The sequence below is a fragment of the Fibrobacter sp. UWB7 genome (genome assembly GCF_900142945.1).
Lineage (GTDB): Bacteria > Fibrobacterota > Fibrobacteria > Fibrobacterales > Fibrobacteraceae > Fibrobacter.
In genome coordinates this window covers 428,722-455,456 of sequence record NZ_FRCO01000003.1, presented here as the reverse complement: position 1 = coordinate 455,456, position 26,735 = coordinate 428,722, and the positions used below count along the sequence as shown (strand labels likewise).

The window sequence follows — 26,735 nt, the reverse complement described above, 5'->3', positions numbered from 1 at the left end:
TTTCAATAAGCACCTCGGTCTTCTATTACGCTTCTATATGCAGTCATTAAATCAAGAATTATTTTTTGGGGGTTATGACGTTCTTTCGCCAAATTCAATCCTGCAATTCTCTTGCCTTCACAATACATCTCATCAACAGCAAATTGCTTAAGATGATAAGCCAGTTCATACGGAGCATTCGCCGGCACTAATATTCCAGCATTCCCGTTATCCAAAATAGTAGACACTCCCCCAACATTGCATGCAATAACAGGTAACCCCAACAACTGAGCCTCACAAACACTATTTGGACTATTGTCTATATATGAGGGATGAACATACACAGAAGAATCTTTCATAACCGAGACTAGTTCTTTAGGATTTTTAACACCTAAATAGGATATACCTACAGATTCTGAATTAATCTTCAAAGAATGCTCAAAAAGCTTAGTAAACTTAGATTGTTCAGATATTCCAATAATCCTCCACTCAAAATTTATAGAGGTTTCTTCTTTTAACAATTTTGCTGTTTTTAAGATTAAATCAAGACCCTTATAAATTGTTTCACTTACCGTCGATGCTATAATCAACTTTTCACTTTTTACGCGTTTCCAACACCCCGAATTTTCATAAAATTCTGCACGTAGAGCTTCATTTACCTTAAAATATTTTGATTCAGGAGACAATAACTGAGACACCTGGAAATCCCATTCGGTTCGTCCCATACAATATTGTACCCTTTTAAACAAACTGCTTTCTTTTTTACCTCTTACATTAATACTTTTCTTTGCAAAAATGTATCCATTCCGCAAAATCCATTCTCTAATAGAAGGAGGCAATACAAAAGAACAAGCATTAAATCCAACAGGCCAAAATGCATTATCACAAGGAGCCAATAAACCTTGCAAATGGACTACCACAGGAACATCCGTTTTTCCTAAAATAGTGGCAAATTCATTTTCCATACCAAACAAATGTATTACATCAGGTTTAAAATCATTTACAACATTTAATATTTCTTGTACAAATTTATTTTCCTTATTCTTTTTATATCCCCAATAATAATACTGTATTTTTTGGAAAAAGTCTTTTGACGGTTTATAAATGGGAAAGAACGTTGTTTTTCCAGACTTCACAATACCTTCTGTTTTAGATGAAGGAAAAACAATCCCTAATTCAATATCAACGGAATTTTCAAGAAGCAACTTTTGAAGAGAGGCAATCCACCCCCCACCATAATAGCCTCCTTTTTTTTCCTTATTACCTAGTAAATTCGATATGATTGATAACCAAAGTATTCTCATAAGTCAAAAGTACCTACCAATAGCAACCATTTTCAACATTTTTGTAAGATTTAGGTTTAAAAGATTCATCAGGGTAAACCCAAAATTCATTAAACAATTCTTTATACTTATTCCGCACTCCAAATTCCTGAATACCATAATTCGGATCATCCCACCTTTTACCACGAATGCCAAACAAAAGTTGCAAAGCACCTGCCAAATGAACGGCTTTATGCCCTGTTTGTTTAGAATAAGCAGCTAAAGGCATTCCATAAGCTCCACAACCTATCAAAACAACATCATAAGATTCCTTATCAAGTTCTTTTTTCATCCAATCTAGTGCGTCAAACCAATTTTTAAATTCGTCACAATCACCGCCAAGACTTTGCACGGCCTTCACGGTTCTTAATTCAAATTCAGGCAAGACATCCTGATTTTTAAACAACAATGTCCTTTTCTCTTTATACTGTTTTTCTATCAATTCTGCAAAAGGATGAACTACAACAACCTTTTTGCCTTTTAATGCCCTCGTCCAAGGATTTTTTGACCAATACGGTTCTAACATCAAAAGATTTACTTTTTCCATCGTATTCGGCCAATACTCTTTAAGCAATACTTCCTGATCAATCCAATGTCCTAAAATATCGATCTGCCGAGAAGCGCCTAGCATACACTCACAGAATTTTTCAATTAAAGGAATTTCTATTGGAAAAAAACCAGACCACTTTTGCATTTGCTTTATACAAAGTTCATTCCACCACCATTGATAGCGTTTATTCGCTATATAATCAAATACGGGGAAACCTCCTTTTTTTACACTTATATAATTCAATAAGCAATTAAGTTCAGTGCTTCCATAACGACAAACCAAGCAAGGCTTATCAGACTCCAATAGATTATAAATCCTTTTCGATGCAAGTTCAGGATCTATAATACAATTTCTTGTAGAATCCCGAGGAGGAACACATAATTTGCAAAAAGCTCTATGCAAAGTTTTCAACACAATCTCACCAAATTTATTCATACAATTCTACCTTTAACAAACAACGAGTCAAACCATAATTTAAATTCCACATCATTCATCGAACGGAACTTGGAAGACAAACAAATCGATATCATAATCCAAATAGTCATATTCAAAATATTGAAGCCCGTCATATTTTCAATCCAACCTAAAGCCCAATTAAATGCAACTAAAACACCTATATATTTGACAAATAGATTATTCGAATGATACACAGCTCGATAAGAAGCCATCAAATAAATTGCACTATGCAACAAAAGACCTATCAAACCAAGCCATGTAAAAACATTCAAATGACACAGTTCATTACCATGACGTTCATACTTACCTGTTTTTAGCTCCTCTGCATTAAACGAGCCAAAGAAGTAGCTATCATTTCCTCTTGCCGGAGTTCTTCCCCAAATAATATAATTGTGTTTTAATGCAGAACCAAGCACTTCCTCATAAATAAAAGTTCTTGTATCCGATGCTAATTTTTCTTCATGAATTTGACCATCAACAATTTTCGTTTGCACATACTTGTTATAATTTGATTCAGATATAGAATCTTTAAAAATATTAAAAACCCCCGTAATCCCTAAAAACAACAAAACAATGGGGCCTATATAAAACAACCAATGAACAGTTTTTAACCAACACCCCTTAACAATACTATTATGACAAAAAGCAAAACCACATAATATTGTCGCTGCCGCTTTCATAACTTGAGCACGAGCACCAAAATCACCTAACAGCATTAAAACTAAGCCAAAACCAACTAGTATTTTCCACTTTTTTGAGAGGAAACAAAAAAAACAACCATACAAAAGAAATGGAGTCAGTAAAAAATGATAAGCATCAGAACTAATTATCCATAAAAGAAAACAGAAAAACAAAGGTGGAAGCCAAGTATTCCACTTATACAGAGCCATAGATAAACACAAAGGCTCTTTAAAATAAAAAACAAATAATGGCATAGATAAACTTAGAGATCCCGTTACAAGTTGTTTATATTCCCAATAATTTTCGGCAACAAAAGCACCTCTTATAATGCAAATTATAAGCCATAATAAATAAGCGTTACACAAGCGTAATTCAGGATCTGCAAAAGAATTCGTTTTTTTGCTAAACCAAATAACAACGCCAATCATAAAAAAAGCAATACTAGACCAAACAAAAAAATTACCAATTGGAAAAGAACTCCATTGATTAACACTAATCAATGAGATTACAACAAAAAGAATTGTGAAATATTGCAATGGTTTATACGACATACATCTATAAATTCACGTATTTCTTTTTCAGCTTTTTGAGTTCTTTCTTCTGAATCCAAATGGCTTTTATTTTATTTAATCTATATTTCACTCTTTTTAAGAACGGCTTCTTAGGAGCATCTTTCAACATCCCCCTTTTGGTAAAGTCCATTTCTATTCCATGTTTTTCAAAGAGAGGAACAGTTTCCTCATACCATCGTCCTTGGACAATACCTGTAAAGATATAAGGAATAATTTCAAATTGGTTTAATTTAACAAAATCCCTGCTTACGCAAAGATATTTGCTTTTCATAACCGCTGAACGCTGAGAACCAAATTCTTCGAACTGCCAGGCATCCTCATATTCACGAATCAAAGCATACAATTCATCTCGACGCCAAAGTGCAGCCTGACAACTAACTCTATATCGCTGATTAAATTCTACAATATCAAGATTTTCATATTCCGATTTACCACAAGTACGAACAGCCTGATCAGTTAAATGAATACACTTAATATCAGGATGTTCATACATAAGTTTCACATATTTTTCCACTAAATCATTCTTGACAGGGGCCTTCAAAAAATAATCTTCCTGCATATACAAAACTATATCCGAATCCATCTTGTCAAGAGCCCATTTTAAGCAACTACTCCACGTTGCAAATTTACCCTTGAAAGACTTTCCAACACATCCCTTTACAGGAACAACCGAAAGTCCGGGATAAGAATAATCCTTATATTCCGTATTAAGATAGATAGTCCCCCTGCAATCCGACCAATAAAGCTTAAAAAGCTTAAAGAATGGATCCCAGCAATCTTCAAATTTATCACACGTGTTGATTAGAATAGAGTATTGCATAAAAACCTTTAAATTGAAACAAATTTTCTTATTTCTTGGATTCGTGACAAATAATACTTTTCATAATTTCTCTGTAACGTTTCCAAAGGAATACGTTCATTTTCCAAATATTTTTTTGACTCTATTTCAAAAGCCTCTTCAGGTTTATATCTAAAGCCAATTACTTTACAAGGATTTCCAGAAACGATTGCATATGGTGGAATACTCGATCTAACAACAGAATATGCGCCAAGCACCGCTCCTCTGCCTATTTTAACACCTTGAAGCACACAAGAAGCTGTAAAAATGACAACATCATTTTCAACAACAATGGGTTTAATTATATCAATATTAAAATCATGTAAATCATGACCACCAGTAATGAATCTGCAGTCTTTTGAAATAGCAACATTACTACCAATTGTAACTTTTCCACAACTATGAATATACAGATTTGCCAACCCCGTTTTCTCTCCGACCGTCAAAAAAGGCGAATCACAATGAAAACCTTTATTTATGGCAACAGACAACGGTAATCCATATGCGTTCTTTGTTTTTCGCATAAAAAATGAAGAAAATACTGGAGAAAGAGCGAACAATTTAGCATACAATCGTTGTTTAAAAGAACAACGCGGGCGTTTATCAACACCTAATCTATATGTAATTTTTCTTTTTTCCATACATCATCTCCTAAAACGGACTTGTAGATTATAAAACATAGTCTTTATTAAACTTCTTTCATTCTTATTCATACATACGAAATAAAACAACGAAATATACGAAAGAGAACTAAAAGCAAACGTAAGAATCATTCTGTACCAAGATTGTTCCATATATAATTTTGGAATAAAAGTAATCGCAAAAGAAAGAACAAAAGTTGCTATAGAAGGCAAGAATAATTCTTTGAAAAATGAACTATACTTCAAGCCACATATTTTATGAGCAAAACACACTTTAACCAAAGCCACAAATACTCCAAAAATCGAAATGTTTAAAACATACATTGTTACCGGAGAGAAACCCTTACTAAACAGAATAAAAAGAATAGATACTGGCAGTAAGTTTAAAACCGACACAAAAACATTAAACCTAGCTATTCGCCCTTCTGCAGCAATAGCAGAGCCATATGGAATAGTCAATTGCTCTATAAGATTACGCACAATCTGCAACTGGGCAAACAAAACAGCCCAAGCTGGAACATTTTTCAGCCATTTATGTTGAATAAAATCCATTTCAAGAATAAAAGGAATAGCAAAAAAAGCAAACAACGCAAAAGAATACTTGCAACCTAAAGTTGCAAATTTCAACATATCAGCTCTATTTCCGGCCCCCTCCGATTTAGTGATTACCGGATTAAGAGCTTTAAGCATATTATTTGAAAAAACAAGAAGTTGCCCATTTAGCTGATTAGCCACCCCAGTTGCGGCATTCAAAGCCGATCCATAAAAATGATTTAGAACTAAGCCATTGCCATAGTTTCCAACCAAAGACGAGGCTGATCCAAAAAAATTCCATCCAGTAAAGCCAAGCATCTCTTTTGCAAGATCCTTCCTGAAATACTTGAACGGATTTAGGATACACTCTGAATACCGTTTATGGCAATAAACTTTCATTATAGAAAGAGTCACAACGGGAATACAAGCCATCAGTATTCCGTAAACAATCAACTTATCATAATTGGTACTTACACAAATAAAAGCAACTGTCAATTTTAAAAGCGATTCTAAAATTCCCACCAATGCGTAATAGCGCATATTTTCATGAGCATTCATCACAGCTTCATAAGGAACATTGATTACAGTAAGAAAGGTACTGAAAATCAAGCTGCCATAAACAAATTTTGCAGCCAGCATTCGATTTTCAGGAATGTTTAAAACGCCATTAAAATAAACAAAACCAGCAATTATCAAAACAACAGCTATTACAAAAGCCAAACACAAATGAATGACTATACTAACATTGAATACACCTATTTTTTTACCTTGTATTCCCAGTCCCTCGGCGTAACTCATAAAGCGTTGTGTGGCAGAAGACATAGCCCCATTCAAAAAACCGAGCATTCCAATCGCGCCGCCGACAATGGCATATATACCAAAATCAACAACACCTAGCGCATTTAAAATAAGGCGAGTTGTATATAAAGATATAAACATAGTTATAGCCATTTTGGCATACAACCACATAGTATTCTTTATTATTAAATTGGCCTTAGACATATTAGATTAAATTTCTTGTTATTTTATTACTTTTTAACAAAAAACATATACCCATTGATATAACAAAAGACAATGCACCATACATCAAGGGAAAGACTATATAATGACTAGCCGCAAAAACTCGTATATCATAGAAATTATATCTAAAGACAAGCCACATCAGCCACATGTGAAAAATATAACAGCCAAAAGAATACTTATCTAATACTAAGAACCATTGAGGCAATTTATGCGAAATAGTAAATTTGCAAACAAGCCAACAGAATGTTAGAATGATCAAAGGTACTAAAAGTTTTTTTAAAAGTTTTAAATAAGTTGATGGAATATCAGGCATCATACTTTTCAAATAGTCATTATTGCAAACGACATATATTAAAAGCAATAAAAAAGAAATAGACAATAAAGCAATCTTATTCTTTTCCCAAAATACAACTATTATTGATTTGTTAATAGAATAAAACACTTCCAATAAGAAATAAAAAAAATACCAACTGAAAGCATCCAAGCCCAACATTTCAGGAAATGGTACAAACGTCAAAAATAACGAAATAAGTAAAAATACAACTGAAATTTTTCTATTAGCTTGCATTGGCGTTAACAAGAAAAAAGCCACAATAAAGCACCAAAATAAGCTTGGAAGAAACCACAAATGGTTCCAACCACTAAGCAACCGAATAACATCTATGTTCTCGCCAAACGAAATAGAAAATACCCCTCCCCATAAAATAGTGGGCAGCAACAATCTTTTGATTTTATTAACAATAAAAAAAACAAAAGAATTGTATTTACCATCATTATGTTTCAATGTAAAAAAAAGAGAACCACTAACAAACATCAGCAAAGGCATCGTCCACGGTCTAATAACATCCAGAATAAACCCATAAACATACAAAATTTCATTTGGAGCGGCAACAAAGTGCCAAGCCCTTAAATACGGGGCAAAACCATGCTGAACAAAAATGACTAGCAATATAGTAAAAACCCTAAGAATTGAATATTCAGGATAATATCTTTTCACTTTGGGAAACTCCAAATATACCTATACATCGCCCTTATTCGCATTTAAAGAACAGACAAAAAAAAACGCAATGCAGTTATAAAATGTTCACAGTCAGCCATCATCTCACCTTCCTATACTCAAATTCCAACCGATTACAACATTCACGATTTTGCAAGCGATTGGATTTACAAAAAAGCAGATTCCCGAACAAGTCGGGAATGACAAATAAGGCGGTTGCCTTGACAAGAATGAATCGTTCAAAAGCAACCACCATTCCCTCTTACTTTACCAAGCCCTTTTCAAGGTATTCAGCCAAGTTCGTGCGGGTCACGCTTGCAACGTGGTCGGCGGCAACTTTCTGCATATCGTGGTGGACCATGATCTGCACAAGTTGTTCGAAAGACGTTGTCTGCGGATTCCAGCCGAGTTCGGCCTTGGCCTTGGTCGGGTCGCCCCAGAGATTCACCACATCGGTCGGACGGTAGAAATCTTCAGAGACGGCGACGACGGTCTTGCCGGTGGCAACGTCGATGCCCTTTTCGTTCACGCCTTCGCCTTCCCAGCGAAGTTCAATGCCTGCGTGGTGGAAAGCAAGGGTTGCAAATTCACGGACGGTGTGCTGTACGCCGGTTGCAATCACGAAGTCTTCGGGCTTGTCGTGCTGCAAAATGAGCCACATGCATTCCACGTAGTCCTTGGCGTAGCCCCAGTCGCGAAGGCTGTCGAGGTTGCCGAGGTACAGGCAATCCTGCTTGCCCTGGGCAATGCGGGCTGCGGCAAGCGTAATCTTGCGGGTCACGAATGTTTCGCCGCGGCGTTCGGATTCATGGTTGAAGAGGATGCCGGAGCAGCAGAACATGTTGTAAGCTTCGCGGTATTCCTTGATGATCCAGAAGCCGTAAAGCTTGGCGACGGCGTACGGGCTGTACGGGTGGAACGGAGTGTTCTCGTTCTGCGGTACTTCTTCGACCTTTCCGTAGAGTTCGCTTGTGCTGGCCTGATAAATACGGCAGGTCTTTTCGAGGTGGTTGGTACGCACAGCTTCAAGCACTCGGAGGACACCTGTAGCATCAACATCGGCGGTGAATTCCGGGGAGTCAAACGAAACCTGCACATGGCTCTGGGCCGCGAGGTTATAGATTTCAGTCGGCTGGACCTTGCCCACGACCTTCACGAGGCTCATGGAGTCGCCCATGTCGGCGTAATGCAGGTGAAAGTTCGGCTTGCCTTCAAGGTGTGCAATGCGTTCGCGGTAGTCCACCGAAGAGCGGCGGATGATACCGTGGACTTCATAGCCCTTGGAGAGGAGGAATTCAGAAAGATAGGAGCCGTCCTGACCGGTGACGCCTGTGATGAGTGCTACGTTACGCTTATCCATTGAGGGATTCCTTGTACCAGTTGAAGAGTTTCTGTACGCCTTCGTCGATTTCGACCTTGTGAGTCCAGCCGAGGCTGTGGAGCTTGCTTACGTCGATAAGCTTGCGCGGAGTGCCGTCGGGCTTGCTTGCATCAAACACGACTTCGCCTTCGAAGCCAACCGCCTTCACCACGAGTTCGCTGAGTTCGCGGATGGTGAGTTCCTTGCCCGTACCGACGTTGATGTGGCAGTTGCGGATTTCACCGAGTTTCGGGATGGCGCCGCCACGGCCTGCGCTGTGGTTGCGGTCCACTGTGCCATCGACGCTTGCGCCGTAATGCACGCTAGAATACTTTTCAATGCCGATAATGTCGCTGAAGTTCACGTTCAAGAGCACATGAACGGAAGCGTCGGCCATGTCTTCGCTCCAAAGGAATTCGCGGAGCGGCTTGCCGGTTCCCCAGAGGGTCACCTTGTTGTTCTCGATACCGTACTTGGCAAGGACCTTCAAAATTTCATCTTGCGATGCGTTGCCGTTGATGCCTTCGACTGGGCGCTTGTCCATATCGACCTTGATGCTGTTCCAGTCGTTGTCGTGGATGAGCTTCGCCAGATAAATCTTGCGCATCATGGCGGGCATCACGTGGCTGTTTTCCAGGTGGAAGTTGTCGTTCGGACCATAAAGGTTCGTCGGCATCACAGCGAGGTAGTTGGTGCCATATTGCAGGTTGTAGCTTTCGCACATCTTGAGGCCTGCAATCTTTGCGATGGCGTATTCCTCATTGGTGTACTCGAGTTCGCTCGTGAGGAGGGCATCCTCCTTCATGGGCTGCGGTGCGTTCTTCGGGTAGATGCATGTAGAGCCGAGGAACAAGAACTTCTTCACGTTGTGGGCGTAGGCTTCGCTGAACACATTGCACTGGATTTTCATGTTCATCATCATGAAGTCGGCGCGGTAGAGCGAGTTCGCCATAATGCCGCCGACAAAGGCTGCGGCGAGCACCACTGCATCGGGGTGTTCTTCGTCAAAGAACTTTTTGACGGCGTATTGATCGGTAAGGTCAAGTTCCTTGTGCGTACGACCGACAAGGTTGTTGTACCCACGTGATTTAAGGTTGTTCCAAATAGCAGAACCGACCAACCCATGGTGGCCAGCTACATAGATCTTTGAGTTTTTATCAAGCATTGTTAGTGAATCCAAAAGTTAGCTTGACCCACAAAAAGCATAATTGCAAGCCAATCTAAACAAATTGAAAAATAGAATTTAAGAAAAATATAACAATTATATGTAATTGTTACAAGTGAGGAAGTTTAAATTTGTTTACTTTTTATACTAACAATGTAGGGATATATTACTTAATCCGAATCAGCTGGACGTCCTTGATCCAGAACGTTCTTTCGCGACTGCCCAAATTCAAGTCCAAACGGGCATACGGGTCTGTTTCCGCAGGCGAAAATTCAATTTCGAACGACTTACCGGAAGTCGAAACCTTGACGTGTTCCTGGAACCCATTCGTTTCTCCATTGTAAATGGAATTACCCAAACGCGCCGTCATTTCACCTTCAACATCAGACCAGATTGTGAAAACAAACTTGTACGTATAACCAACGATTACAGGGATATTTTCGTGCAGCAACTGCACACTATAAGAGAAATTCCCGCCCTTGGTTACATGCACCTTCATCACATTAGAATTTTTCTCTTTGACAATTGCCGTATCGGCAGCGCCATTGAACTGCTTGTGAAAAATCCAGTTCTTTCCACCCTCGCTAAAGTTTCCATTAGAAATCAGGTTCTTGTTCTTCTGCCCAGCAATTGCGGTCCAGACATCATCGACAAAGCCATCATAATCCTTGCCATCAGCCGCCGTATAGCTATAACGCATCGCCTGGAAACTCGGCAAGAATCGTTCATTCAGAGAATTCCAGAGGTCCTTGTTTTCGGTCTTGCTGAAGCGGATAACACCATCCTCGCCCACCTTTGCAGAAGCAAGGTCAAGTCCATCGACAAAGCGGTGCACGCGGAAAATCACAGACAAATTCGCCGCAGAATCTTGAACTTCAATTTGCGACTGGTTGTACAGCAGCTTAAACACCTGGAAATTGTTCAACTCATAGACAAATGGGATTTCCTTGCCATTCTGACGGATGCGACCGTAAATCGAGTTTACCGACTTCTTTTTGCCAACTTCAAAGCCGACACCGATTTCCTTAAGGAACCCGTCATTCTTCAAATCGATATTATAGAAGGCATCCTTGACAAACTCGCCATCCGTGAACGAAATGGGGAGCACTGCCGCCGGATCATCTTCATACGGCCAGAGCAACAGTCCATCTTCCTGATTGACTGAAACGCCCACATAGAAACTGCAGAAAGAACGGACTTCGGTAAGCGTGAGCTGGAACGTATCGATGACGACCTTTTCATCCTTCGCCGCAGCCTTGGCAAGCGAAACCGGCTTTGCATCAGAATAGTCGATGGAGAAATCTGCGGTAAGACCGATGTTCTGCGCAATCTCCGGATTTCCAATTTCAATACCGGCCGTAGAGTCGGATTCAGAGCATCCGACCGCCCACAATGCCACAAGCACGCAACCGATTATTGAACTCAAAGAACGCATCATACTCCTCGGGTTAGAGGGTACAGCTGGATATTGATTTGCACAACATCCTCACCTTCCCCAGCCTTTGCTGAGAAATCTAGTAGTTCTTTGCGCATCAGTTGCAAATGTTTTTTCAAATTGGGGAAATCTTCGCGTTTTATGCTGAAAGTCAGGGCAGAAACGTCCCTTTGCGAGCCCGGAAGCGCCGAAAGCATGTCCGCCGAGAGCTTGAGCATCTGCAGATGGTACATCTTGACCATCAAATCCTGGACTTCATCGTCGGTAGTAATCAGGGGGTCGCGCTGGCGGTAACCGTTCGCGGTTTTTACCAGGAGTCCCAGTTCCACGAGAAGTTTAAGAGATTCCGTCACCTGGGCAGGCGTAATGAGGCCGCCGAGGCGCTTGGAAATCCAGTCGGGAATCGGGCGAAAATCCTTGAGCGCCACCATCTCGAGAATCGCAGAGTGGTGCCATTCGCGGAAAATACGGAACTGAGCCGCATCCATCTTGTGCAGTTTGGAGCGCGGGCTCGCCTTCAAAAGCTGGGCGTAGTAAACCTGCTTATCCGCATCCGTCTGGGCCTGATTGAAGAAAACAAGACTTTCGAAATATGCAGCACGCTGGCCATCCAAGCCGAGGCCGTGGATGAGCTTTACCACCGTGTTCTTTGTAATATTTCGCTTTCCGTCAATCGTGAGCTTGAGATGGGCGTGACTCGAAAGCCCTGCCTTCTCCGCGAAGAAACGGAGGCTAAAAGCCGGAACCGTCTTCTTCTTGAACTCATAGTAGTCCCGCAAATACACACGGTAGTTCGTGTATTGCAGAACATCAGGTTCAACTATGCGATTTTCTCCTGTTTCCATATTCTAAAAAATAGAAGTCTTCCGCCACAAAATCAAAGAATAAAAAGCTTTTATCGTTTACCCAAGTAACCATGTCAGACGAGAGGGGCAGGTTTTCCCCTGATTGCAGCCCCGGCTCGCCGGGTCTTCCATCACCCCTTCGAGCGGGGTTCCACCCCGCAACGCCCCGAACGCTACAAGAGCAACAAACGCCGTGAATGCTTAACAAAAGTCTCTAGCGAGGAGCGAAAAACGGACATGGTCCTCGAAATGCCCATGGAGGCATTCGTACTCGCGACAGACACCTTCTTCCTGGAATCCGGCACGGCGGGCGACAGCGGCACTCTTCGGATTGTTGACCGAGGCCGTGAGTTCAAGACGATTCAGCCCCATCGCAAACGCCTCGCCCGCCACAAGCAAAAGCGCTTCGGTCGCAAGCCCGCGACCGCAAAAGTCTTGACCGAGCCAATAGCTTACTGTCGCCGAGCGATTTTTCCACTGCACCCAGCCAAGCATAATGCAACCCGCGATTTTCAAGCCGTCACTCGCACTCGCGCCCTTCTCGAAAATGCCCCAGCAGGCTCCATTAGCCATCTGCGCCTGCAAGTCCCAAGCATCTATTTTCGCAGAAACATCTTCGGGAGTGCGACATTCTTCGCTTGGCCACGGCAAGTGCTCCGACAAGAACTCGCGGGAGCATTCGATCAGCTCGAACAGCGGCTGCACGTCCGCCTCGCCAAGCGGGCGCAACACAGCACGCTCGCCTTCAACCTCTTGCAGCGAGAATTCGCAAAGTTCATCATCTAAAAAATCTCTCATTATGACCTTTTGCAAAAAACAATCAACCCCAAGAGTACATAATTACAACGTCATTCTGAGCCATCCATGGCGAAGAATCCAGTTATATCAAGAAATTATGGATCCTCCTCCCGTTGGTCGAAGATGACATTATTGAAAAAAAACGAAAAACCCGATAGCGAACTACCGGGTTTTTCAGTGCGGATGAAAGGACTTGAACCTTCATGCCCTTGCGAGCACTAGAACCTGAATCTAGCGTGTCTACCAGTTCCACCACATCCGCGTGGTGCACCAAATTTTGAAAAAAAACACCCTTTTGTCAAGGGGAGGTTCATAAATAAGGCTATTTGGCGCTTATTTGCGGATGGCGTCGCGGATCCATTCCATCCGCTTGCCCTTCCAATAGCTCCAGTCGTGCTCGCCTTCCGGGTCGAACCGGAGTTCGCAGTCCACCTGAACAGCCTTGCAAAATTCCGTAATCCACGGCACCGTCTGGTCAGACGGGTAAAGCCTGTCTTTGCCCCCCTGCAAAAAACGGAAACGCCCGACATGCATTTTCTTTGGCGCCGCAAGTTCCAACGGTCCACCCAAGAATGCTCCAAACGAACTCACGAGCAAGCGGTCTTCCACAGCACGACGACCTTCGAGCGAATAAACCAAGACCCCCAGCGAGCCGTCCGAAACGCCCACCAGCGAAACACGCTCCACCGGAGCTCCGCGCTTTGCAGCCACAGAATCAAGCGTCGCATCAACAGCGGCAATTGCAGCCGGCGTGACCCAATGATTCTCGCGACAAGCCGATACGCTCACCACAATTTTTTCAGGATAAAGCTCCGCAAAGTCAGCCCCAGCAACAAGCCCTTTCGCACAGTTACCACTACTCATGCCACCGTGGAACCAGACGACAACCGGAGCTTTCTTTATTTTTTTAGACCACCAAATTCCCGCCGGACTTTGGAACGACGAACCCGTACCAAGCACATCAATCAAAAGCGAATCCGGCGCTGCAAAAGCAAGTGCGCTCGCCAACAACACAGGAGCAATTAAGCCAAATCGCATCATTCCGCGCCACTCGGCGAATCCTGAAATTTCAACTGACGTGGCTTATGCACCAGCGCCACAAAAATGAGGATAATCCCCATAATCAGCATAAAGCCCACTACGCAAGCCCCAACAAAACACCAATAAAATTGGTAATCTGCCGACAGGTCATCCCAGCTGAGTTCGCCATTCGTCGAAGCCATCGACTTCACGATAAACTTGTCGCCCACACGTGACGCATAAATTTCCAACGGGATTTCGCTCGCGTTCATCGCCGAGAAATCGAACCATTCCGCCATGTCGTCCAAAAGATCATCGTCTGCATAAAGCACGAACGTGCATTTTGTATCGCCATTGATCTGGAAATAAGTCTTGTCGAAAAACGGCAAGTTTGAACCGCCGAACAAACTCGGAATAGCGGCGTAGCTCACCTTGCCATAAAACAAGCTTTCTTCGACAAAGAAGCTTTTCGCAAGCGGATAGATATACCAAGAAACCCAACTAGCAAGGAATATCAGCAGGAAACCAAAATTGATAAAGGCAACTTTACGAACACGAAAAATAGACATTGCAATCCTTACTGTTTAGACTTGAATATAAAGAAGAACGTGGCAAGCAAAAGCACGAGCGACAAGAAATAGAACGCCAGCGGGATCTTTGCCGACAAGGAAATCTCTTTCACGTTTTCCATCTGGAAAAAGTGGAGCAGTTCGTCACTTGCGCTAAGAGTCTTGTCGTTATTGAACTGGTTCCAGGCATCGAACAAATCCAGATTTTTCTGGAACAGCGTTTCCACGCGCTTATTAAAAGCCTCCGGCAACACAAGCCCATCCGGGAGCACCGCATACCCAGCCCTTGCAGAATCCAATTTGCGCACCAGAGCCAAATCGACATCCGAAGGACCCATTTCCATCAGGCGGTAAACATTCTCCAGTTCATCGATCCACGCCGAGCGTTCCGAAAGGTAGCGATGCAAGCAAGAAACCTTTGCCAAGACACTCGACTTGAAATGCGATACCGAGGAAGCCGGAGGCGTCGAAAAGCCAGTCTGTTCCAATTTCTGGATCCCCGCATCAAATGAGAGCGCTACTTCGCGGAGCGTCATCATCTGCGCAAGCACCACCGCCGAATCCACCTCGTAACCGCTACGGACACGTTCCATCGAACGCATGAGGCTCGCATCGGCAAACTGGTAATCGCAAAGCGACTTCACGTACTGGGAATAAACGGCGACCTGCGGTTTTTGCGAAACGTAAAACAGCGCCGTCAAGCAAATCGTAAGAACGACAACAAGCCAAATCCAGGGAGTCTGGATTTTCATGTGCAAAGTTTCTGCAATTGTTTTTTTTGTCTGTCCGTTCACACCTAGAAATTACTTTTTTTCTACTTTACGAACAATGAAACTCCGTCATTTAATCGCCTTTTTTGCCATTTTATGCAGTTTCGCCGGGTGTACCGTCGAACGAGCCGAAGAACATATCCTCGCAAGGCACGTAAACGGAGTCAAAAAGACCTCTATCTGGGTTTACCCCGACGGCACCATCCTCAAGCGTAATGAATGGTACAATGACGGCATCAAGGAATTCGAAATACCTTACAAAGACAGCCTCCCGCATGGGGAATTCAAACGCTGGACTGGCTTTGGCGATGTCGCAATGATTGGGCACTATAACAAAGGGAAAAAAGACGGCAAGTGGACAGTCTACTACCAGAACAAAAAAGTCGAAGCGGTCCAATTTTATAAAGACGACCTCCCTGTTGGCGACTGGGAAGGATTCCATCACAATGGGGTAAAGGCATTTGAAGAACATTACGACGACAACGGGAACCACATCGGTGTGTGGAAACATTTTCACGACAATGGTGTGCTTGCCGAAGAAAACAGATGCCATGAACCTAACGGATATGTCAAGCGTTTCGGGAGAAATTGCAAAATCACGGAGTACTTCGATTGCGTGAGTGGCAATTTAGAAGGCTATTACAAAAAGTACTACGAATCATACGGGCCAGTGGACTCCACAAAAAATTGCGAACAAGCGCAAATCATGGAAGAAGGGATTATTGAAAGTCAATTAGCACCGTTGCCGCTAACATTCTACAGAGCAGACGGGTCCCTTATCAAAAAAATCAAGTCGAGTTTTTTCAAAGGTCGTGAAAAAATCCAATGGTTCGACGAAAACAACAATGTTATCCGAGAAAGCAACTTTGTTGCAGATTCAACCGACCCGCCCCATAGTAATTCAGGCATCGCTTACGGGACCTGCGCCAATTCATCAACGCTATTCTGTGCCGAGACCTTATTCGTCCATTCGGAAAAACCCAACGGAGAACTCGACTCTTGCACGTTAAGCCATAAAGACGATTTCAAACAAAGCATCGGCAAGTACCCGGCAACGCTCCGCTACATTCAAAAAGGTCACGTTCTTTTGTACGAAGAATTCTGGACACGAGAATACAACACTATCGATGATACACCTAGCACACCAAGTATTCAAACAAGCCGCAGTTTCTACCCGGACAGCATGGGCGGCAGAATGGCAAGCGAAGGATTCTGGCAGTTTGATCCCAACGACAACAAGTCCAAGCGTCACGGAATCTGGCGCAACTGGTATCCGAGCGGTGTATTGAAGGACAGCCTCAACTACGTGAACGGCGAACGCATCGGCGAGCAGTTCAGCTACGACAGCACCGGCAAGCTCACGATACATAAAACAGAAGCCGGCAAGAACCGGCCCGTGATAATGCATATACTAGGTAATTAGGAACTTAAATAGATTGCCGCGCTTCGCTCGCAATGACGTTTTTTGCTTCGCTCGCAATGACGTTTTTCTAAGATCTCATCTTATAACGCTTGAAACTTCGATAGACTGCGTGGAGCCTTTGAAGTTCCAGGAGACTTTGACTTTTACTTGTTTCGCATAAACGTGGTGAATTGTTTCGTACTGCGAGGCGTCAGTCGATGTGTAGTTCTGCGTTGCAGAAACAGTCACTTCTGGCGAGTACGTTACCGTAGCAGAATCGCCCAGACCACGAGCCCACTTGCGATTGATATCATGCACTTCAAAAGTCGTATCCTCCGCAGATTTCGACGGAATCGAGGCAATCCCCACGGACTTGAGGGAATCCAGCACCTGCTGGGCAACTTCAATAGCACCATCACGACCGCGAATACGCAACAAGGCATCGTGGTTACCGCCTTGAAGATTCAATACAGCCATGTACATAAAACCAAGGACCGCAGCAGCGACCAAGATTTCAACAATTCCAAAGCCTTTTTTGTTCTTCAAAAGTTTCACCATAATTTACCTACAATTTGTTCCAAAAACTGCCTGTTCTCCATTGGGGGATAAGCATATTATTATTCCTATTTTTTTCTACAAGACCATAAGCATAGCTGGTGCCATACTGCATGCACACATAACCTTCGGATGGCGCCGCAGAAAGACCTATACGAGGAATAAACAAGGCTCCTTCGCTCGCCCAGTCCTTATCCGCGGTACTAAAGTCGTCAAGTTGGACTTGATCATCACAACTAAATCTAGCAGGAGCTTCAATAGTAAGCGAATCAATAGGCTCTACATTTTCGATAGATCCAGCACCACAATCATTTACCATATACGCATAAAGAGTCTGCTCGTTATCGCCAGCCATTTTAACACAAATCCGCTTTGACAATCGATTAGCATCATTGGCTACACGTTCCAAAAAAGCGGCCGTGTTTTGCGCGCAGTCTTTTATTCGTGCATTGATAACAGCCCCTCTCAAGCCAGCAACACCCATAGACGATAAGACGCCCATAATCGTAACAACGACTAGCACTTCTACCAAGGTATAACCGTTCTTTTTAGAGCCATGATTCAGCATATCTATTTCTCCAAGCTAGATTGAACCAAAATTAATATAAAAAGAGGTTCTTTTCCGCTTTGGTCTAACTTATAATATACATAAACACGGCTTAAAAGTAAACATTTGTAAACAGAAAATACGTTTTTGATGAAAATCGTGATAAAAACAATATTAAAACACGTAGCCGTGTAATTTTACCCACACAAATTGCTATATTACACACCGCACAACCTGCCCAGGTGGTGGAATGGTAGACACTGGGGACTTAAAATCCCTTGGGGGCAACTCCGTGCGGGTTCAAGTCCCGCCCCGGGCATTGTTTTTGTGCTTCACTTCGCAGAAGGGAGGTAGATCATGATTGAATTCTATCCAAACAGCATATATTATCCGCGCGAAGCGGTCGATGAAAAGCTTGCCAAAGGTGAGCTCGAAAAGACCAAAAAGTACTTGATCGGTTGGACAGAACGCCACCGCGAAGAAATTTGGGAATGCGCCCGCGAAGATGCTGAACAGCCTTCTGACGAAATTCTCCTCGACAACCTCCGTGCACTCCTCCTCTGCAAGGGTTCCTTGCAGCCGGCAGCCGAAATGGGCGCCATGATCCGCGAAATCACGAAGGAAGTCTGGTACCAGAACGAAAACGGTCCTAAGGATCCGGACATGATCGCGGTGGACTGGCAGACGAAGTACTTGACCAAGTGGCGTGAAGCCCGCATGTTCGAAGCATTCGTGCTTATCGAAAAGAACGCAAAGCAGCTCGTCGAAATCCTGAGAGCCTAACCTAGAGCTAATCGCTCGCTAACAATAGCATTTGCCAAGCTCCACCTAGTGGAGCTTTTTTTTGCATTTGTTGTCATGCCGGCCTACCTGTCCTCGCGCCTGTCCTCGCTTGACGGGGATGACGGAGACGAGCCGGCATCGCCTTTAATAGTGTATGGTGACCCCGGAACGGAGTCCGGGGTAACAGTAAGGGGTTAAACCCCGCCACGGAAGCGGATAGGGATCCAGATCTCGAGTTTGCCTTGCTTGCTGGGCGGAAGGCGCCAGAAGTATTCGACGTGCTTCAGGAGCTTGACTTTGAACACTTCGTTATCAGAACTCGTAAACATGATTTGCGGGTCCTTGAAACGTCCAAGACTATCGAGCGTGAGGTGCAGTCCGAGGAACACTTCATCATCGGACTTGAAGAACTTGTGCCCTTTGCGGGCCACACGAGCTTTCTTAAAATACTCCGAGGAGAGGTAATGCAGGCCTGCGGCGCGCCCTTCCAAGAACATTGCAAGCTTGTTCAGGTCACGCCCTGCAGTATTTTCAATCACGTAAATTTCGTCAATCGAGGGCATTTCCACGCGACCGGTAAACGCCTCTTCAGGAACTTCCTCTTCTTCCTCGACATCCACGATAGGTTCGTACTGCGGGATGCTGTAGACAAAGTACAACACAGCAACAAAGACGAGAGCAAAGGCAAGCAATGGAGCATTACGTTTCAGCATAGCACTACTCGATAGACTTGATGCAGAGCTGCACCGTCTTGGTGTTGTTATAGTAATTCCAAATCGGCTCGAATACGACCGTCACTGGGCGGGAGCGCCCGAGCAAAGCCTTACTCTTGCGCAGTCCAAAGGCGATAGCCGGGAAAACGGCACTCCCCGCCTGCGAGATTTCCATCTGCAGGTGTCCGCCGCGAAGTTCACGCACGCGATGCACGGTCACGTTTTCGGCACGGAAGGCGGGGTACGGGAAGTTTCCGCCAAATGGTTCGAGCAAGTCGATGAATTCGAGAATCGAGCGTTCACGAATCGGGTAACGCCCTGTCGGCACACGCGTTTCTACGGTCAGTTCGCGGAGCGCAATCTTGATGTCGTACGGGTACGATTCATCAGTGTTGATCACCTCGCCGGTATAGCCCTGGTCTTTTGCAGACTGCAAAAGGCGCCCACGGAGTTCATCAATCTTGCCCGCTTCGAGCGAGAATCCCGCCGCATTCGCGTGGCCGCCCCAGCGGTCAAAAAGTTCACGGCTGTCAAAAAGCGCCTTGTGCCAGTTGAATCCAGGAACTGCACGGGCACTCGCATGTGCCATGCCGTTGATAATCGACAGCACAGCCGAAGGTCTGTGGAATTCCTGGGCAAGCTTTGCCGCGACAATGCCAATCACGCCCACGTGCCAGTTTTCACCGGCAACTACAATCACGGTCGGGATGGTGTCGCCGTAAAGAGCCTTTACTTGTTCCATCGCCATTTCGGTGATTTCGGCTTCTTTCTGCTTGCGGCGGGTGTTCCAGTCTTTCAGTTCTTCCAAAAGCTTGCCCGCCTCGCCTTTGTTTTCGCACAAAAGAAGTTTCAACGCCGGGTCCGGGCGTTCCATGCGGCCAGGGGCGTTGAGGAGCGGAGCAAGCTTGTACATCACGTCGATGCCGCCCACACAGCTATGGGGCTTCATGAGGGAGGTGTACATTTCTTGCACGCCAGGCCAGCGGCTGTTCTTGAGGCTTTCGAGCCCGGTACGAGTAAAATAGCGGTTCTCAGGCGTCATCTGCACCAAGTCCGCAAGCGTCCCAAGCGCAACCAAGTCCAGATATTCCACCGGAGCCTTTATGCCGAGTCGGCTGAACAAGGCACAAATAAACTTGTACGAAACACCGACACCGCAAAGTTCCGGGTTCGGGTAATTGTCGCCTTCTTGGTGCGGATCCAGAAGCACATCGCTCACCGGGAGCCCATCGCCCGACGGCTGATGATGGTCCATGACCATGACCGCCATGCCGAGTTCCTTGGCATGCGCGATTTCCACGTTCGCGGTAATGCCCGTATCTACGGTAATCAAGTTGCGCGCCCCCGACTCGTACATTTCGTCGACGGCAGAAACCGAGAGTCCGTAGCCATCGCCAAAGCGGTTCGGGAGTCGCCATTCAGAATCAATGCCTACAGTCTTAAGGCAGCGGGTCAAAAGCGTCACGGACGTCATGCCGTCCAGGTCGTAGTCGCCAAAAATGAACACGCGCTCGCCACGTTCGCGAACCGCAAGTATCCATTCCACAGCCTTGTCCATCCCCATCATGAGGAAGGGGTCATGCACGTCGCTCTCGTTAGAGCACAGCATGTGGTACGCATCAGAAACAGTCTTGATGCCGCGCGAGACCAAGAACCTCGCGACCGCATGCGGAATCTTTAGCGTAGAGGACAAAGTTGAGGCGACAAGATCTTCCATTACTTGTAGCCTTCAAAAAGTTTTAGCGAGAGGTTCTGGAGGCAGGTCACTGCCGCCATTCGCCTAGAGGCGATTCTCGACATAGTTTCTTGCACACTCACGAGAGCCGCTTCAAGGGCAGACGCCCCCACTTGCGGGTAGCGTTCGAGATTCACGCTGCCCGTTGCTTCCGGGATGCGGAGCGGAGCGCCCGATTGTTGGCGCAACAAGTCCGTAATCAAGAACGAGAGCACTTCGAGGAATCGGTTCACGATGGCCGGGTCTTCAAGTCCAGAATCTTCGAGCTTAAAGAACAGGTCCGTGTAGTCCTGCGAAAGTGACTTCTCGATAAAATCGACTGCAAGCGGGCACCAGTTTTTGGCGTGTTCGGCGTAATAAAGCGCCATGCCAGGGGAACCCACAGCAAGACCAATCACATCATCGGTCAGAGTCGATTCGTCAAATTCTTCGCCACCCACGCGGATGGCCTCCTGACGCACTTCCTCATCCGTGAGAGGCGGCAGGTGGAGCGCAAGGCAGCGCGAACGGATCGTCTGCAAGAGCTTTTCGCGAGACGAAGTCGTCAAAATGAAGTACGTGTTCGGCGGGACTTCTTCGAGAGTCTTGAGGAACGCGTTTGCCGCAGAATCGTTCATGCGGTCGGCCTCGGCGATAATCACCACGCGCACGCGGTCGCCCTTCATCGCAAAGGAGGCGGTCATCGTACGGATGAGTTCCACCGAAATCACGGCGCCCGCGCTGAAAATATCCACGCGGTACGGGTTCTTTGCGATTTCTTCGATGTACGCCTGTTTAAAATCCTGGATGGTCTTTGCAGAGCTCCCGGCAGAAACGTCGGCAGCATTGCGGGCGCTAGCCTCTTTTGCTTCCATCGGCACGACCCAGTTGTCGGTCACGCCGGTATCGGTTGCCATTTTGCAGCCGAAGCAATTACCGCACGGGCGAACGCTCGGGTTTGTACACTGGAGCGCCTGGGCAATTTCCATCGCGAGCGCTTTTTTGCCAATGCCCACAGGACCGTCGATAAGAATCGACTGCGGGAAGCGGTTCTCACGCAACGCCGCCATAAGACGAATGCGGATTCGTTCCTGGGATGCGGGGCCATTTAAGCGATATTCTATCATCTCTGTTTCAACCATTGCAACGGGTCCACGGTCTGTGTCCCTTCGCTGACTTGGAAATACAATTTAATACCATTTAACGAAGCGATATCGCCCACTTCTCCAATTTCTTCGCATTTCTTGACACTTTTGCCCTCTTGGACGTGGATTGCCTTCATGTGACCGTACACCGTGTACGTTCCATCTTCGTGTTCAATGATAACAGAGGGGCCGCGGCCGTCAATTTCGGCGACCATCGCCACGGTTCCGGCAGCTGCGGCACGAATGCGTCCACCGCGCGTTCCGCGAATTTCCACCCCGAGGTTACGCGTCATGATGTGGAGCACCGGGTGTTCCTGCAGGCCGTATTCGCTGATAATCGGACCGTCGAGCGGCATGCACTTGGGGCCTTTGAAATGCGATACCGGAGTCTGCTTTTGGGCGATCTCTGCCTCACGTTTCTTTTCCGCCTCACGCTTCTTGTCGGCAGCTTGGCGTTTTTTCTCGGCTTCGCGTTCCTTCTTCTTGAGGGCGGCGAGGCGGGCGGCCTCGGCGCGCTTCGCTTCTTCGATTTCTCGCTTGCGGCGCTGCTCAAGTTTCTTGAGGAGCGCAAGCATGGTCTTCTGGTTGCGTTCAAATTCCTTGAGCGCCATGCGCTGCACAGCCTTGTCGTGCTTGAGGGAATTCAGCATTCGAGCCTGACCGTTCATTTGCGCGACAAGACCGCGTTCTTCGACCGCCTTGCGGGAACGGAGTCTCGAAAGCTCGGCCAAGTGTTTCTCTTGCGTCTGCTGTTTTTGCGTGCGTTCGGCAATGAGCTGGCGGAGCGTTTCCACGTCTTCGCGGTCGCGGGTTAGCAAGTGATGCACCCAGTAAACTTCGCGTTCCGGGTTCCCGTTCTTTGTCAAAAGTTCAAAAAGGATTTCGGCATCGTTACTGCGACCGTGTACATACAAATTACGGATACGCTTTCTCATGGCACGCTTGCGGGCCTTGATTTTAGCATCGAGAGAATCAATATCCATCACCAATTGCTTGACCGCCCCCTGCAACATATCCTCATTGCGGGTCAGTTCCGAAAGGTAAGACCTGGTACGGTTCAAGTTCTGGTCCAAAAGCGAAATCGTATTCAAGACGCCCTTTTCTTCGGTTTCAAGGACGGCAAGTTCTTCACGCTTTTTCGCAAGATCGACCTCCAGCTTTTTGAGGGCGTTCTTCTGTTCATCAATCTGCGCATCGGTCTTTTTCGGGGCCGCATAAGACGAAACAGCAGAGCCCGCCACCACGGCAAAGATGAAAACCAAAAGCGGAATGAACCGGCAAACAAGACGCATTATTCCTGCTCACCCTTCTTTTCGAACAAGAAACTGCGCACCGTACGGAAACTAAAGTAGCCCGCGAGCATCGTTTCCAAGAGCACCGTAAATAGCGCTACAATTCCAAAATAGGCAACGCCACTTGCTACAATCGGGAACATCTGCACGAGCGAACGGATGACAAGCCCAAGCAACAAGATGGCAACGCCACTCCCTAAAAAACCTTGCATTGCCCCTTCGAGCACAAACGGGAATTCAATAAACAGGTAACTGCCACCCGCGTACTTCATGTTCTCGACCAAAAGCTTGCGGGACATGAGCGAAAGCCTCACCGAGTTGCAAATGATAAGCGAGAGCGTAATGAGCAAAAGGATACTGATGCAAATCGGCCAGAAAATCATCTTGAACTTCCACGACGCAATTCGCGAAGCCCATTTTATCGGAGCCTGCACCTCTTCAAAATAAGCTTCTTCGGCAATCGTGTTGCGCACTTCGGAAAGGTCTGCCGGGTTGCGCGCCTCTTCGCTCAAGGATACTCGGAAGAATGCAGGGATCGGGTTCCCTTCGACAAGCTCCAGCATGTCCGGCGAGAAATGGTTGCTAAAATCCACAAGCGCCGAATCCGCACTCACAAACGAGACGGATTCCACATGGCGCGTATGCTCAAGCCGCGTCTGGATTACCGCAATGGAATCTTCGGGAACGTTCTCGTTCAAGAACGCTTCAATCACGTACAGCGATTTTTCGACCGAGAGGAGCTTAAACGAGACGCCGAGCGCCGTAAAAGAAGCCGCAAGCAAAAGCGAGCACAGGAAAATCGTCAACAGAGACGGGAGAATCACCGTGCGGTGCTGCTTCCATCCTCTAAAAGATTCCGATATTAAGTAACCTAATTGTCCGAACACGCCTCGAATATAATTAAATTTATAGAGGTTCTTTAAGGGGCTTTTATGGGAAACATCATATTAAAGATTACCGCCTTGGTATGCGCGATGGCCCTCTGGTTCTATGTCATCTCGCTGAAGGACTTCCAACTGACGATGGAAGTTCCGCTTACGTTCGTGAAGTTGCCCGAAGCGCTCGCGATTGCATCGAAGCCGCCTAGCACAGTTTCGGTGACCGTCGAAGGCAAGCCCCTGGACCTTATCCGCCTGCAGTCGCAAAAGCAGGCCGCGATGGTTGTCGACATGCACCTCGCTGAACTCGGTTCCAGGCGCATCCACCTCGATTCCAAGAACTTTGTCGCCCCGAATTTTGCAACCGTCCACTACGTGGAACCGGACAACCAGTACCTCTTTATCGATGTCGCCGTCGATACGCGTATTGAGCGCAGCATCCCCATCAAGAGCAACACGAACTTTAACGCCGCTCCGGGCTATGTGATTGTGCAGCAGCCCAAGCTTTTGCAAGAAGACTTGAAGGTTTCTGGTGCCCGTAACGCCCTCACGCGAATCATCGATATCCCGACAGATTCCATCTTTATCGACAGCATCAAATCGAGCCAGACTTTCTCCGTCAAACTCCAGACTGAACTTTTACCGCCATTCGTGACACCAAGCGATACCGTCGCCAAAATTTTTGTCGATGTCCAGAAAATCAAGTCCAAGGAATTCAAGAACATCCCCATCCAGCTGATTGGTTTCTATGACCGTGCCTTGAATACGCTCTCGCCGCAGCAGGCGACCGTCGAAATTACCGGCGGTGAAAAAGTCATCGAAGCCGTGAACAGCAACGACATTGAACTTTTTATTGAATACAACCGCTTCGCTATTGAAGATGCGGACAGCCTCGCTCCCACAGTCAAGTTGAACTTGCCGCCCGATATCGACCGCAGCATGTCCATCAAGGCCATCCTTGTCAAACCGGACAAGATCAAGCTCATCAAGACAAAGACCGAGGACGATAATAAAGACGAGGAATACGGAATATGATTTGGCTTGGAATTGAATCCAGCTGCGATGAAACCGCCTGCGCCGTTTTGCAGGACGAGCCCTTAAAAGTTCTTTCGAACCCGCTCTATAGCCAAATTGACGAACACGCCCTCTATGGTGGTGTTGTTCCCGAAATTGCAGCCCGTGCGCACTTGCAAAAGATTGCACCCATCGCCGAAGCTGCCGTCAAGGAAGCAGGCATCGAACTCAAGGACATCGACGCGATTGCCTACACCACAGGCCCGGGCCTCATGGGACCGCTCCTCGTCGGCGCAAGCTTTGCCAAAGGTCTCGCCCGCGATTTGAACATCCCAGCTTACGGCATGAACCATCTCGAAGGCCACCTCGCCGCCGCATGGCTCTCCAACCCGGACATTGAACCGCCGTTTTTGACGCTTACCGTCTCGGGCGGGCACACGGAACTCGTGATGGAAGAACCGGGATTCAAGTACACAAGCATCGGACGCACCCGCGATGACGCCGCCGGCGAAGCATTCGACAAATGCGGAAAGCTCATCGGTCTCAAGTACCCCGCAGGCTCAACCATTAGCCGCCTCGGCAAAGACCACAACCGCAAATTTGTGGAATTTCCACGCGCGCTCCACACGCACGACAGCTGCGAATTCTCGTTCAGCGGCTTAAAGACCGCCGTACTCCGTTACACCGAGACGCACGACCCGGAATTTATCCAGCAGAACCTCGGCGACATCTGCGCCTCGCTCGAAGACGCCATTGTCGATAGCCTTGTCACAAAGACCATCAACGCCCTCAAGAAGACGAAGATGAAGACGCTCGTGATGGGCGGTGGCGTGAGTGCAAACAGCTGGTTGCGCACACGTTTGCAGGATTACTGCGACAAGAAGGGTATCCGCTTCTGCGTGCCGGACCGCAGCCTGAGTACAGACAACGGAGCGATGATTGCCGCAGCCGCCATCCGCCGCAAATTGCAGGGCAAGCTCGAGTCCATCGACGTCGTGAAACCGTGGATGCCGCTCGCTCTTTAGACGAGAGACGAATGAATTTCACCGTGTATCATGATGCTACAACGGGGTTTGCTGACATTCTAGAACGACACAGAAGGATTCCCGTCACGTACTAGTTTATTTGACTATGTAG

The 26,735-nt window shown here is 46.1% G+C and carries 26 protein-coding genes and 2 tRNA genes; 5 read left to right on the top strand and 23 right to left on the bottom strand.

What is annotated here, in order from left to right:
- Positions 1-2 precede the first annotated feature (2 nt).
- The 16 genes from BUC30_RS11635 to BUC30_RS11560 all read right to left on the bottom strand — a co-directional run bounded on the left by BUC30_RS11635 (position 3) and on the right by BUC30_RS11560 (position 15,537).
- Positions 3-1,283, bottom strand: a complete 1,281-nt coding sequence (locus tag BUC30_RS11635; RefSeq protein ID WP_073425002.1) for a glycosyltransferase family 4 protein — start codon at positions 1,281-1,283, stop codon at positions 3-5.
- 13 nt (positions 1,284-1,296) lie between these two features.
- On the bottom strand, positions 1,297-2,286 hold the full coding sequence (locus tag BUC30_RS11630; RefSeq protein ID WP_073425001.1) for a hypothetical protein: 990 nt from the start codon (positions 2,284-2,286) through the stop codon (positions 1,297-1,299).
- Entirely contained in the window at positions 2,283-3,416 is a 1,134-nt protein-coding gene (locus BUC30_RS11625; RefSeq protein ID WP_139260837.1) for a hypothetical protein, read from the bottom strand. The genes BUC30_RS11630 and BUC30_RS11625 overlap by 4 nt, the downstream gene beginning before the upstream one ends.
- A gap of 127 nt (positions 3,417-3,543) precedes the next feature.
- Positions 3,544-4,380 carry a hypothetical protein gene (locus tag BUC30_RS11620; protein ID WP_073424999.1) on the bottom strand — a complete coding sequence of 279 codons (837 nt, stop codon included), beginning with the start codon at positions 4,378-4,380 and terminating at the stop codon, positions 3,544-3,546.
- Between the two features lie 8 nt (positions 4,381-4,388).
- On the bottom strand, positions 4,389-5,039 hold the full coding sequence (locus BUC30_RS11615) for an acyltransferase (protein WP_073424998.1): 651 nt from the start codon (positions 5,037-5,039) through the stop codon (positions 4,389-4,391).
- A gap of 3 nt (positions 5,040-5,042) precedes the next feature.
- Positions 5,043-6,524: an MATE family efflux transporter gene (locus BUC30_RS11610; protein WP_211518019.1), complete on the bottom strand. Its 1,482-nt coding sequence runs from the start codon at positions 6,522-6,524 to the stop codon at positions 5,043-5,045.
- A 52-nt stretch (positions 6,525-6,576) separates the two neighbouring features.
- On the bottom strand, positions 6,577-7,593 hold the full coding sequence (locus BUC30_RS11605) for an acyltransferase family protein (RefSeq protein WP_073424996.1): 1,017 nt from the start codon (positions 7,591-7,593) through the stop codon (positions 6,577-6,579).
- A 262-nt stretch (positions 7,594-7,855) separates the two neighbouring features.
- Positions 7,856-8,953, bottom strand: a complete 1,098-nt coding sequence (gene gmd / locus BUC30_RS11600; RefSeq protein ID WP_073424995.1) for a GDP-mannose 4,6-dehydratase — start codon at positions 8,951-8,953, stop codon at positions 7,856-7,858.
- On the bottom strand, positions 8,946-10,118 hold the full coding sequence (locus BUC30_RS11595; RefSeq protein WP_073424994.1) for a GDP-L-fucose synthase family protein: 1,173 nt from the start codon (positions 10,116-10,118) through the stop codon (positions 8,946-8,948). Before BUC30_RS11595 ends, gmd begins: the two co-directional genes overlap by 8 nt.
- Positions 10,119-10,284: 166 nt before the next feature.
- Positions 10,285-11,556: a carbohydrate binding domain-containing protein gene (locus tag BUC30_RS11590; protein ID WP_244536611.1), complete on the bottom strand. Its 1,272-nt coding sequence runs from the start codon at positions 11,554-11,556 to the stop codon at positions 10,285-10,287.
- Complete coding sequence (locus BUC30_RS11585; protein ID WP_014546591.1) at positions 11,553-12,398, bottom strand: TIGR02147 family protein; 846 nt, start codon at positions 12,396-12,398, stop codon at positions 11,553-11,555. Before BUC30_RS11585 ends, BUC30_RS11590 begins: the two co-directional genes overlap by 4 nt.
- Before the next feature lie 201 nt (positions 12,399-12,599).
- Positions 12,600-13,196 (bottom strand): GNAT family N-acetyltransferase, encoded by a 597-nt coding sequence (locus BUC30_RS11580; RefSeq protein ID WP_073424992.1) that lies wholly within the window; start codon positions 13,194-13,196, stop codon positions 12,600-12,602.
- A 178-nt stretch (positions 13,197-13,374) separates the two neighbouring features.
- Positions 13,375-13,458, bottom strand: a tRNA-Leu gene (locus BUC30_RS11575).
- A gap of 71 nt (positions 13,459-13,529) precedes the next feature.
- Positions 13,530-14,237, bottom strand: a complete 708-nt coding sequence (locus tag BUC30_RS11570) for a hypothetical protein (protein ID WP_073424991.1) — start codon at positions 14,235-14,237, stop codon at positions 13,530-13,532.
- Complete coding sequence (locus BUC30_RS11565) at positions 14,234-14,785, bottom strand: hypothetical protein (RefSeq protein ID WP_073424990.1); 552 nt, start codon at positions 14,783-14,785, stop codon at positions 14,234-14,236. The genes BUC30_RS11570 and BUC30_RS11565 overlap by 4 nt, the downstream gene beginning before the upstream one ends.
- Before the next feature lie 8 nt (positions 14,786-14,793).
- Entirely contained in the window at positions 14,794-15,537 is a 744-nt protein-coding gene (locus BUC30_RS11560; protein WP_073424989.1) for a hypothetical protein, read from the bottom strand.
- 76 nt (positions 15,538-15,613) lie between these two features.
- On the opposite strand from BUC30_RS11560, the gene BUC30_RS11555 reads away from it, so the two are divergent.
- Complete coding sequence (locus tag BUC30_RS11555; RefSeq protein ID WP_244536610.1) at positions 15,614-16,978, top strand: toxin-antitoxin system YwqK family antitoxin; 1,365 nt, start codon at positions 15,614-15,616, stop codon at positions 16,976-16,978.
- Positions 16,979-17,053: 75 nt separating this feature from the next.
- Here the strand turns inward: BUC30_RS11555 and BUC30_RS11550 are convergent, their stop codons facing one another.
- Together BUC30_RS11550 and BUC30_RS11545 are read right to left on the bottom strand one after the other, a co-directional pair.
- Complete coding sequence (locus BUC30_RS11550) at positions 17,054-17,515, bottom strand: type IV pilus modification PilV family protein (RefSeq protein ID WP_073424987.1); 462 nt, start codon at positions 17,513-17,515, stop codon at positions 17,054-17,056.
- A 7-nt stretch (positions 17,516-17,522) separates the two neighbouring features.
- Positions 17,523-18,080, bottom strand: a complete 558-nt coding sequence (locus BUC30_RS11545) for a prepilin-type N-terminal cleavage/methylation domain-containing protein (protein ID WP_073424986.1) — start codon at positions 18,078-18,080, stop codon at positions 17,523-17,525.
- Positions 18,081-18,295: 215 nt separating this feature from the next.
- Between BUC30_RS11545 and BUC30_RS11540 the strand changes: the two genes are divergently transcribed.
- Both BUC30_RS11540 and BUC30_RS11535 read left to right on the top strand, forming a co-directional pair.
- Positions 18,296-18,378: transfer RNA gene (locus tag BUC30_RS11540), tRNA-Leu, on the top strand.
- A gap of 38 nt (positions 18,379-18,416) precedes the next feature.
- Positions 18,417-18,842, top strand: coding sequence for a hypothetical protein (locus BUC30_RS11535; RefSeq protein ID WP_014546584.1), 426 nt, complete (start codon positions 18,417-18,419; stop codon positions 18,840-18,842).
- Between the two features lie 194 nt (positions 18,843-19,036).
- On the opposite strand, the gene BUC30_RS11530 is transcribed toward BUC30_RS11535, so the two are convergent.
- The 5 genes from BUC30_RS11530 to BUC30_RS11510 are packed head-to-tail and all read right to left on the bottom strand — an operon-like array spanning position 19,037 to position 24,593.
- Positions 19,037-19,555 (bottom strand): hypothetical protein, encoded by a 519-nt coding sequence (locus tag BUC30_RS11530; protein WP_073424985.1) that lies wholly within the window; start codon positions 19,553-19,555, stop codon positions 19,037-19,039.
- 4 nt (positions 19,556-19,559) lie between these two features.
- A complete protein-coding gene (recJ, locus tag BUC30_RS11525) occupies positions 19,560-21,272 on the bottom strand; it encodes a single-stranded-DNA-specific exonuclease RecJ (protein ID WP_073424984.1) in 1,713 nt (570 codons plus the stop codon).
- A complete protein-coding gene (locus BUC30_RS11520; protein ID WP_244536609.1) occupies positions 21,272-22,411 on the bottom strand; it encodes a DNA polymerase III subunit in 1,140 nt (379 codons plus the stop codon). Before BUC30_RS11520 ends, recJ begins: the two co-directional genes overlap by 1 nt.
- A complete protein-coding gene (locus BUC30_RS11515; RefSeq protein WP_073424983.1) occupies positions 22,393-23,706 on the bottom strand; it encodes a murein hydrolase activator EnvC family protein in 1,314 nt (437 codons plus the stop codon). The genes BUC30_RS11520 and BUC30_RS11515 overlap by 19 nt, the downstream gene beginning before the upstream one ends.
- Positions 23,706-24,593 (bottom strand): cell division protein FtsX, encoded by an 888-nt coding sequence (locus BUC30_RS11510; RefSeq protein ID WP_073424982.1) that lies wholly within the window; start codon positions 24,591-24,593, stop codon positions 23,706-23,708. Before BUC30_RS11510 ends, BUC30_RS11515 begins: the two co-directional genes overlap by 1 nt.
- A 45-nt stretch (positions 24,594-24,638) precedes the next feature.
- Between BUC30_RS11510 and BUC30_RS11505 the strand changes: the two genes are divergently transcribed.
- Positions 24,639-25,619: a CdaR family protein gene (locus tag BUC30_RS11505; RefSeq protein WP_073424981.1), complete on the top strand. Its 981-nt coding sequence runs from the start codon at positions 24,639-24,641 to the stop codon at positions 25,617-25,619.
- Positions 25,616-26,623 carry a tRNA (adenosine(37)-N6)-threonylcarbamoyltransferase complex transferase subunit TsaD gene (gene tsaD, locus BUC30_RS11500; protein ID WP_073424980.1) on the top strand — a complete coding sequence of 336 codons (1,008 nt, stop codon included), beginning with the start codon at positions 25,616-25,618 and terminating at the stop codon, positions 26,621-26,623. Before BUC30_RS11505 ends, tsaD begins: the two co-directional genes overlap by 4 nt.
- Positions 26,624-26,735: the final 112 nt, after the last annotated feature.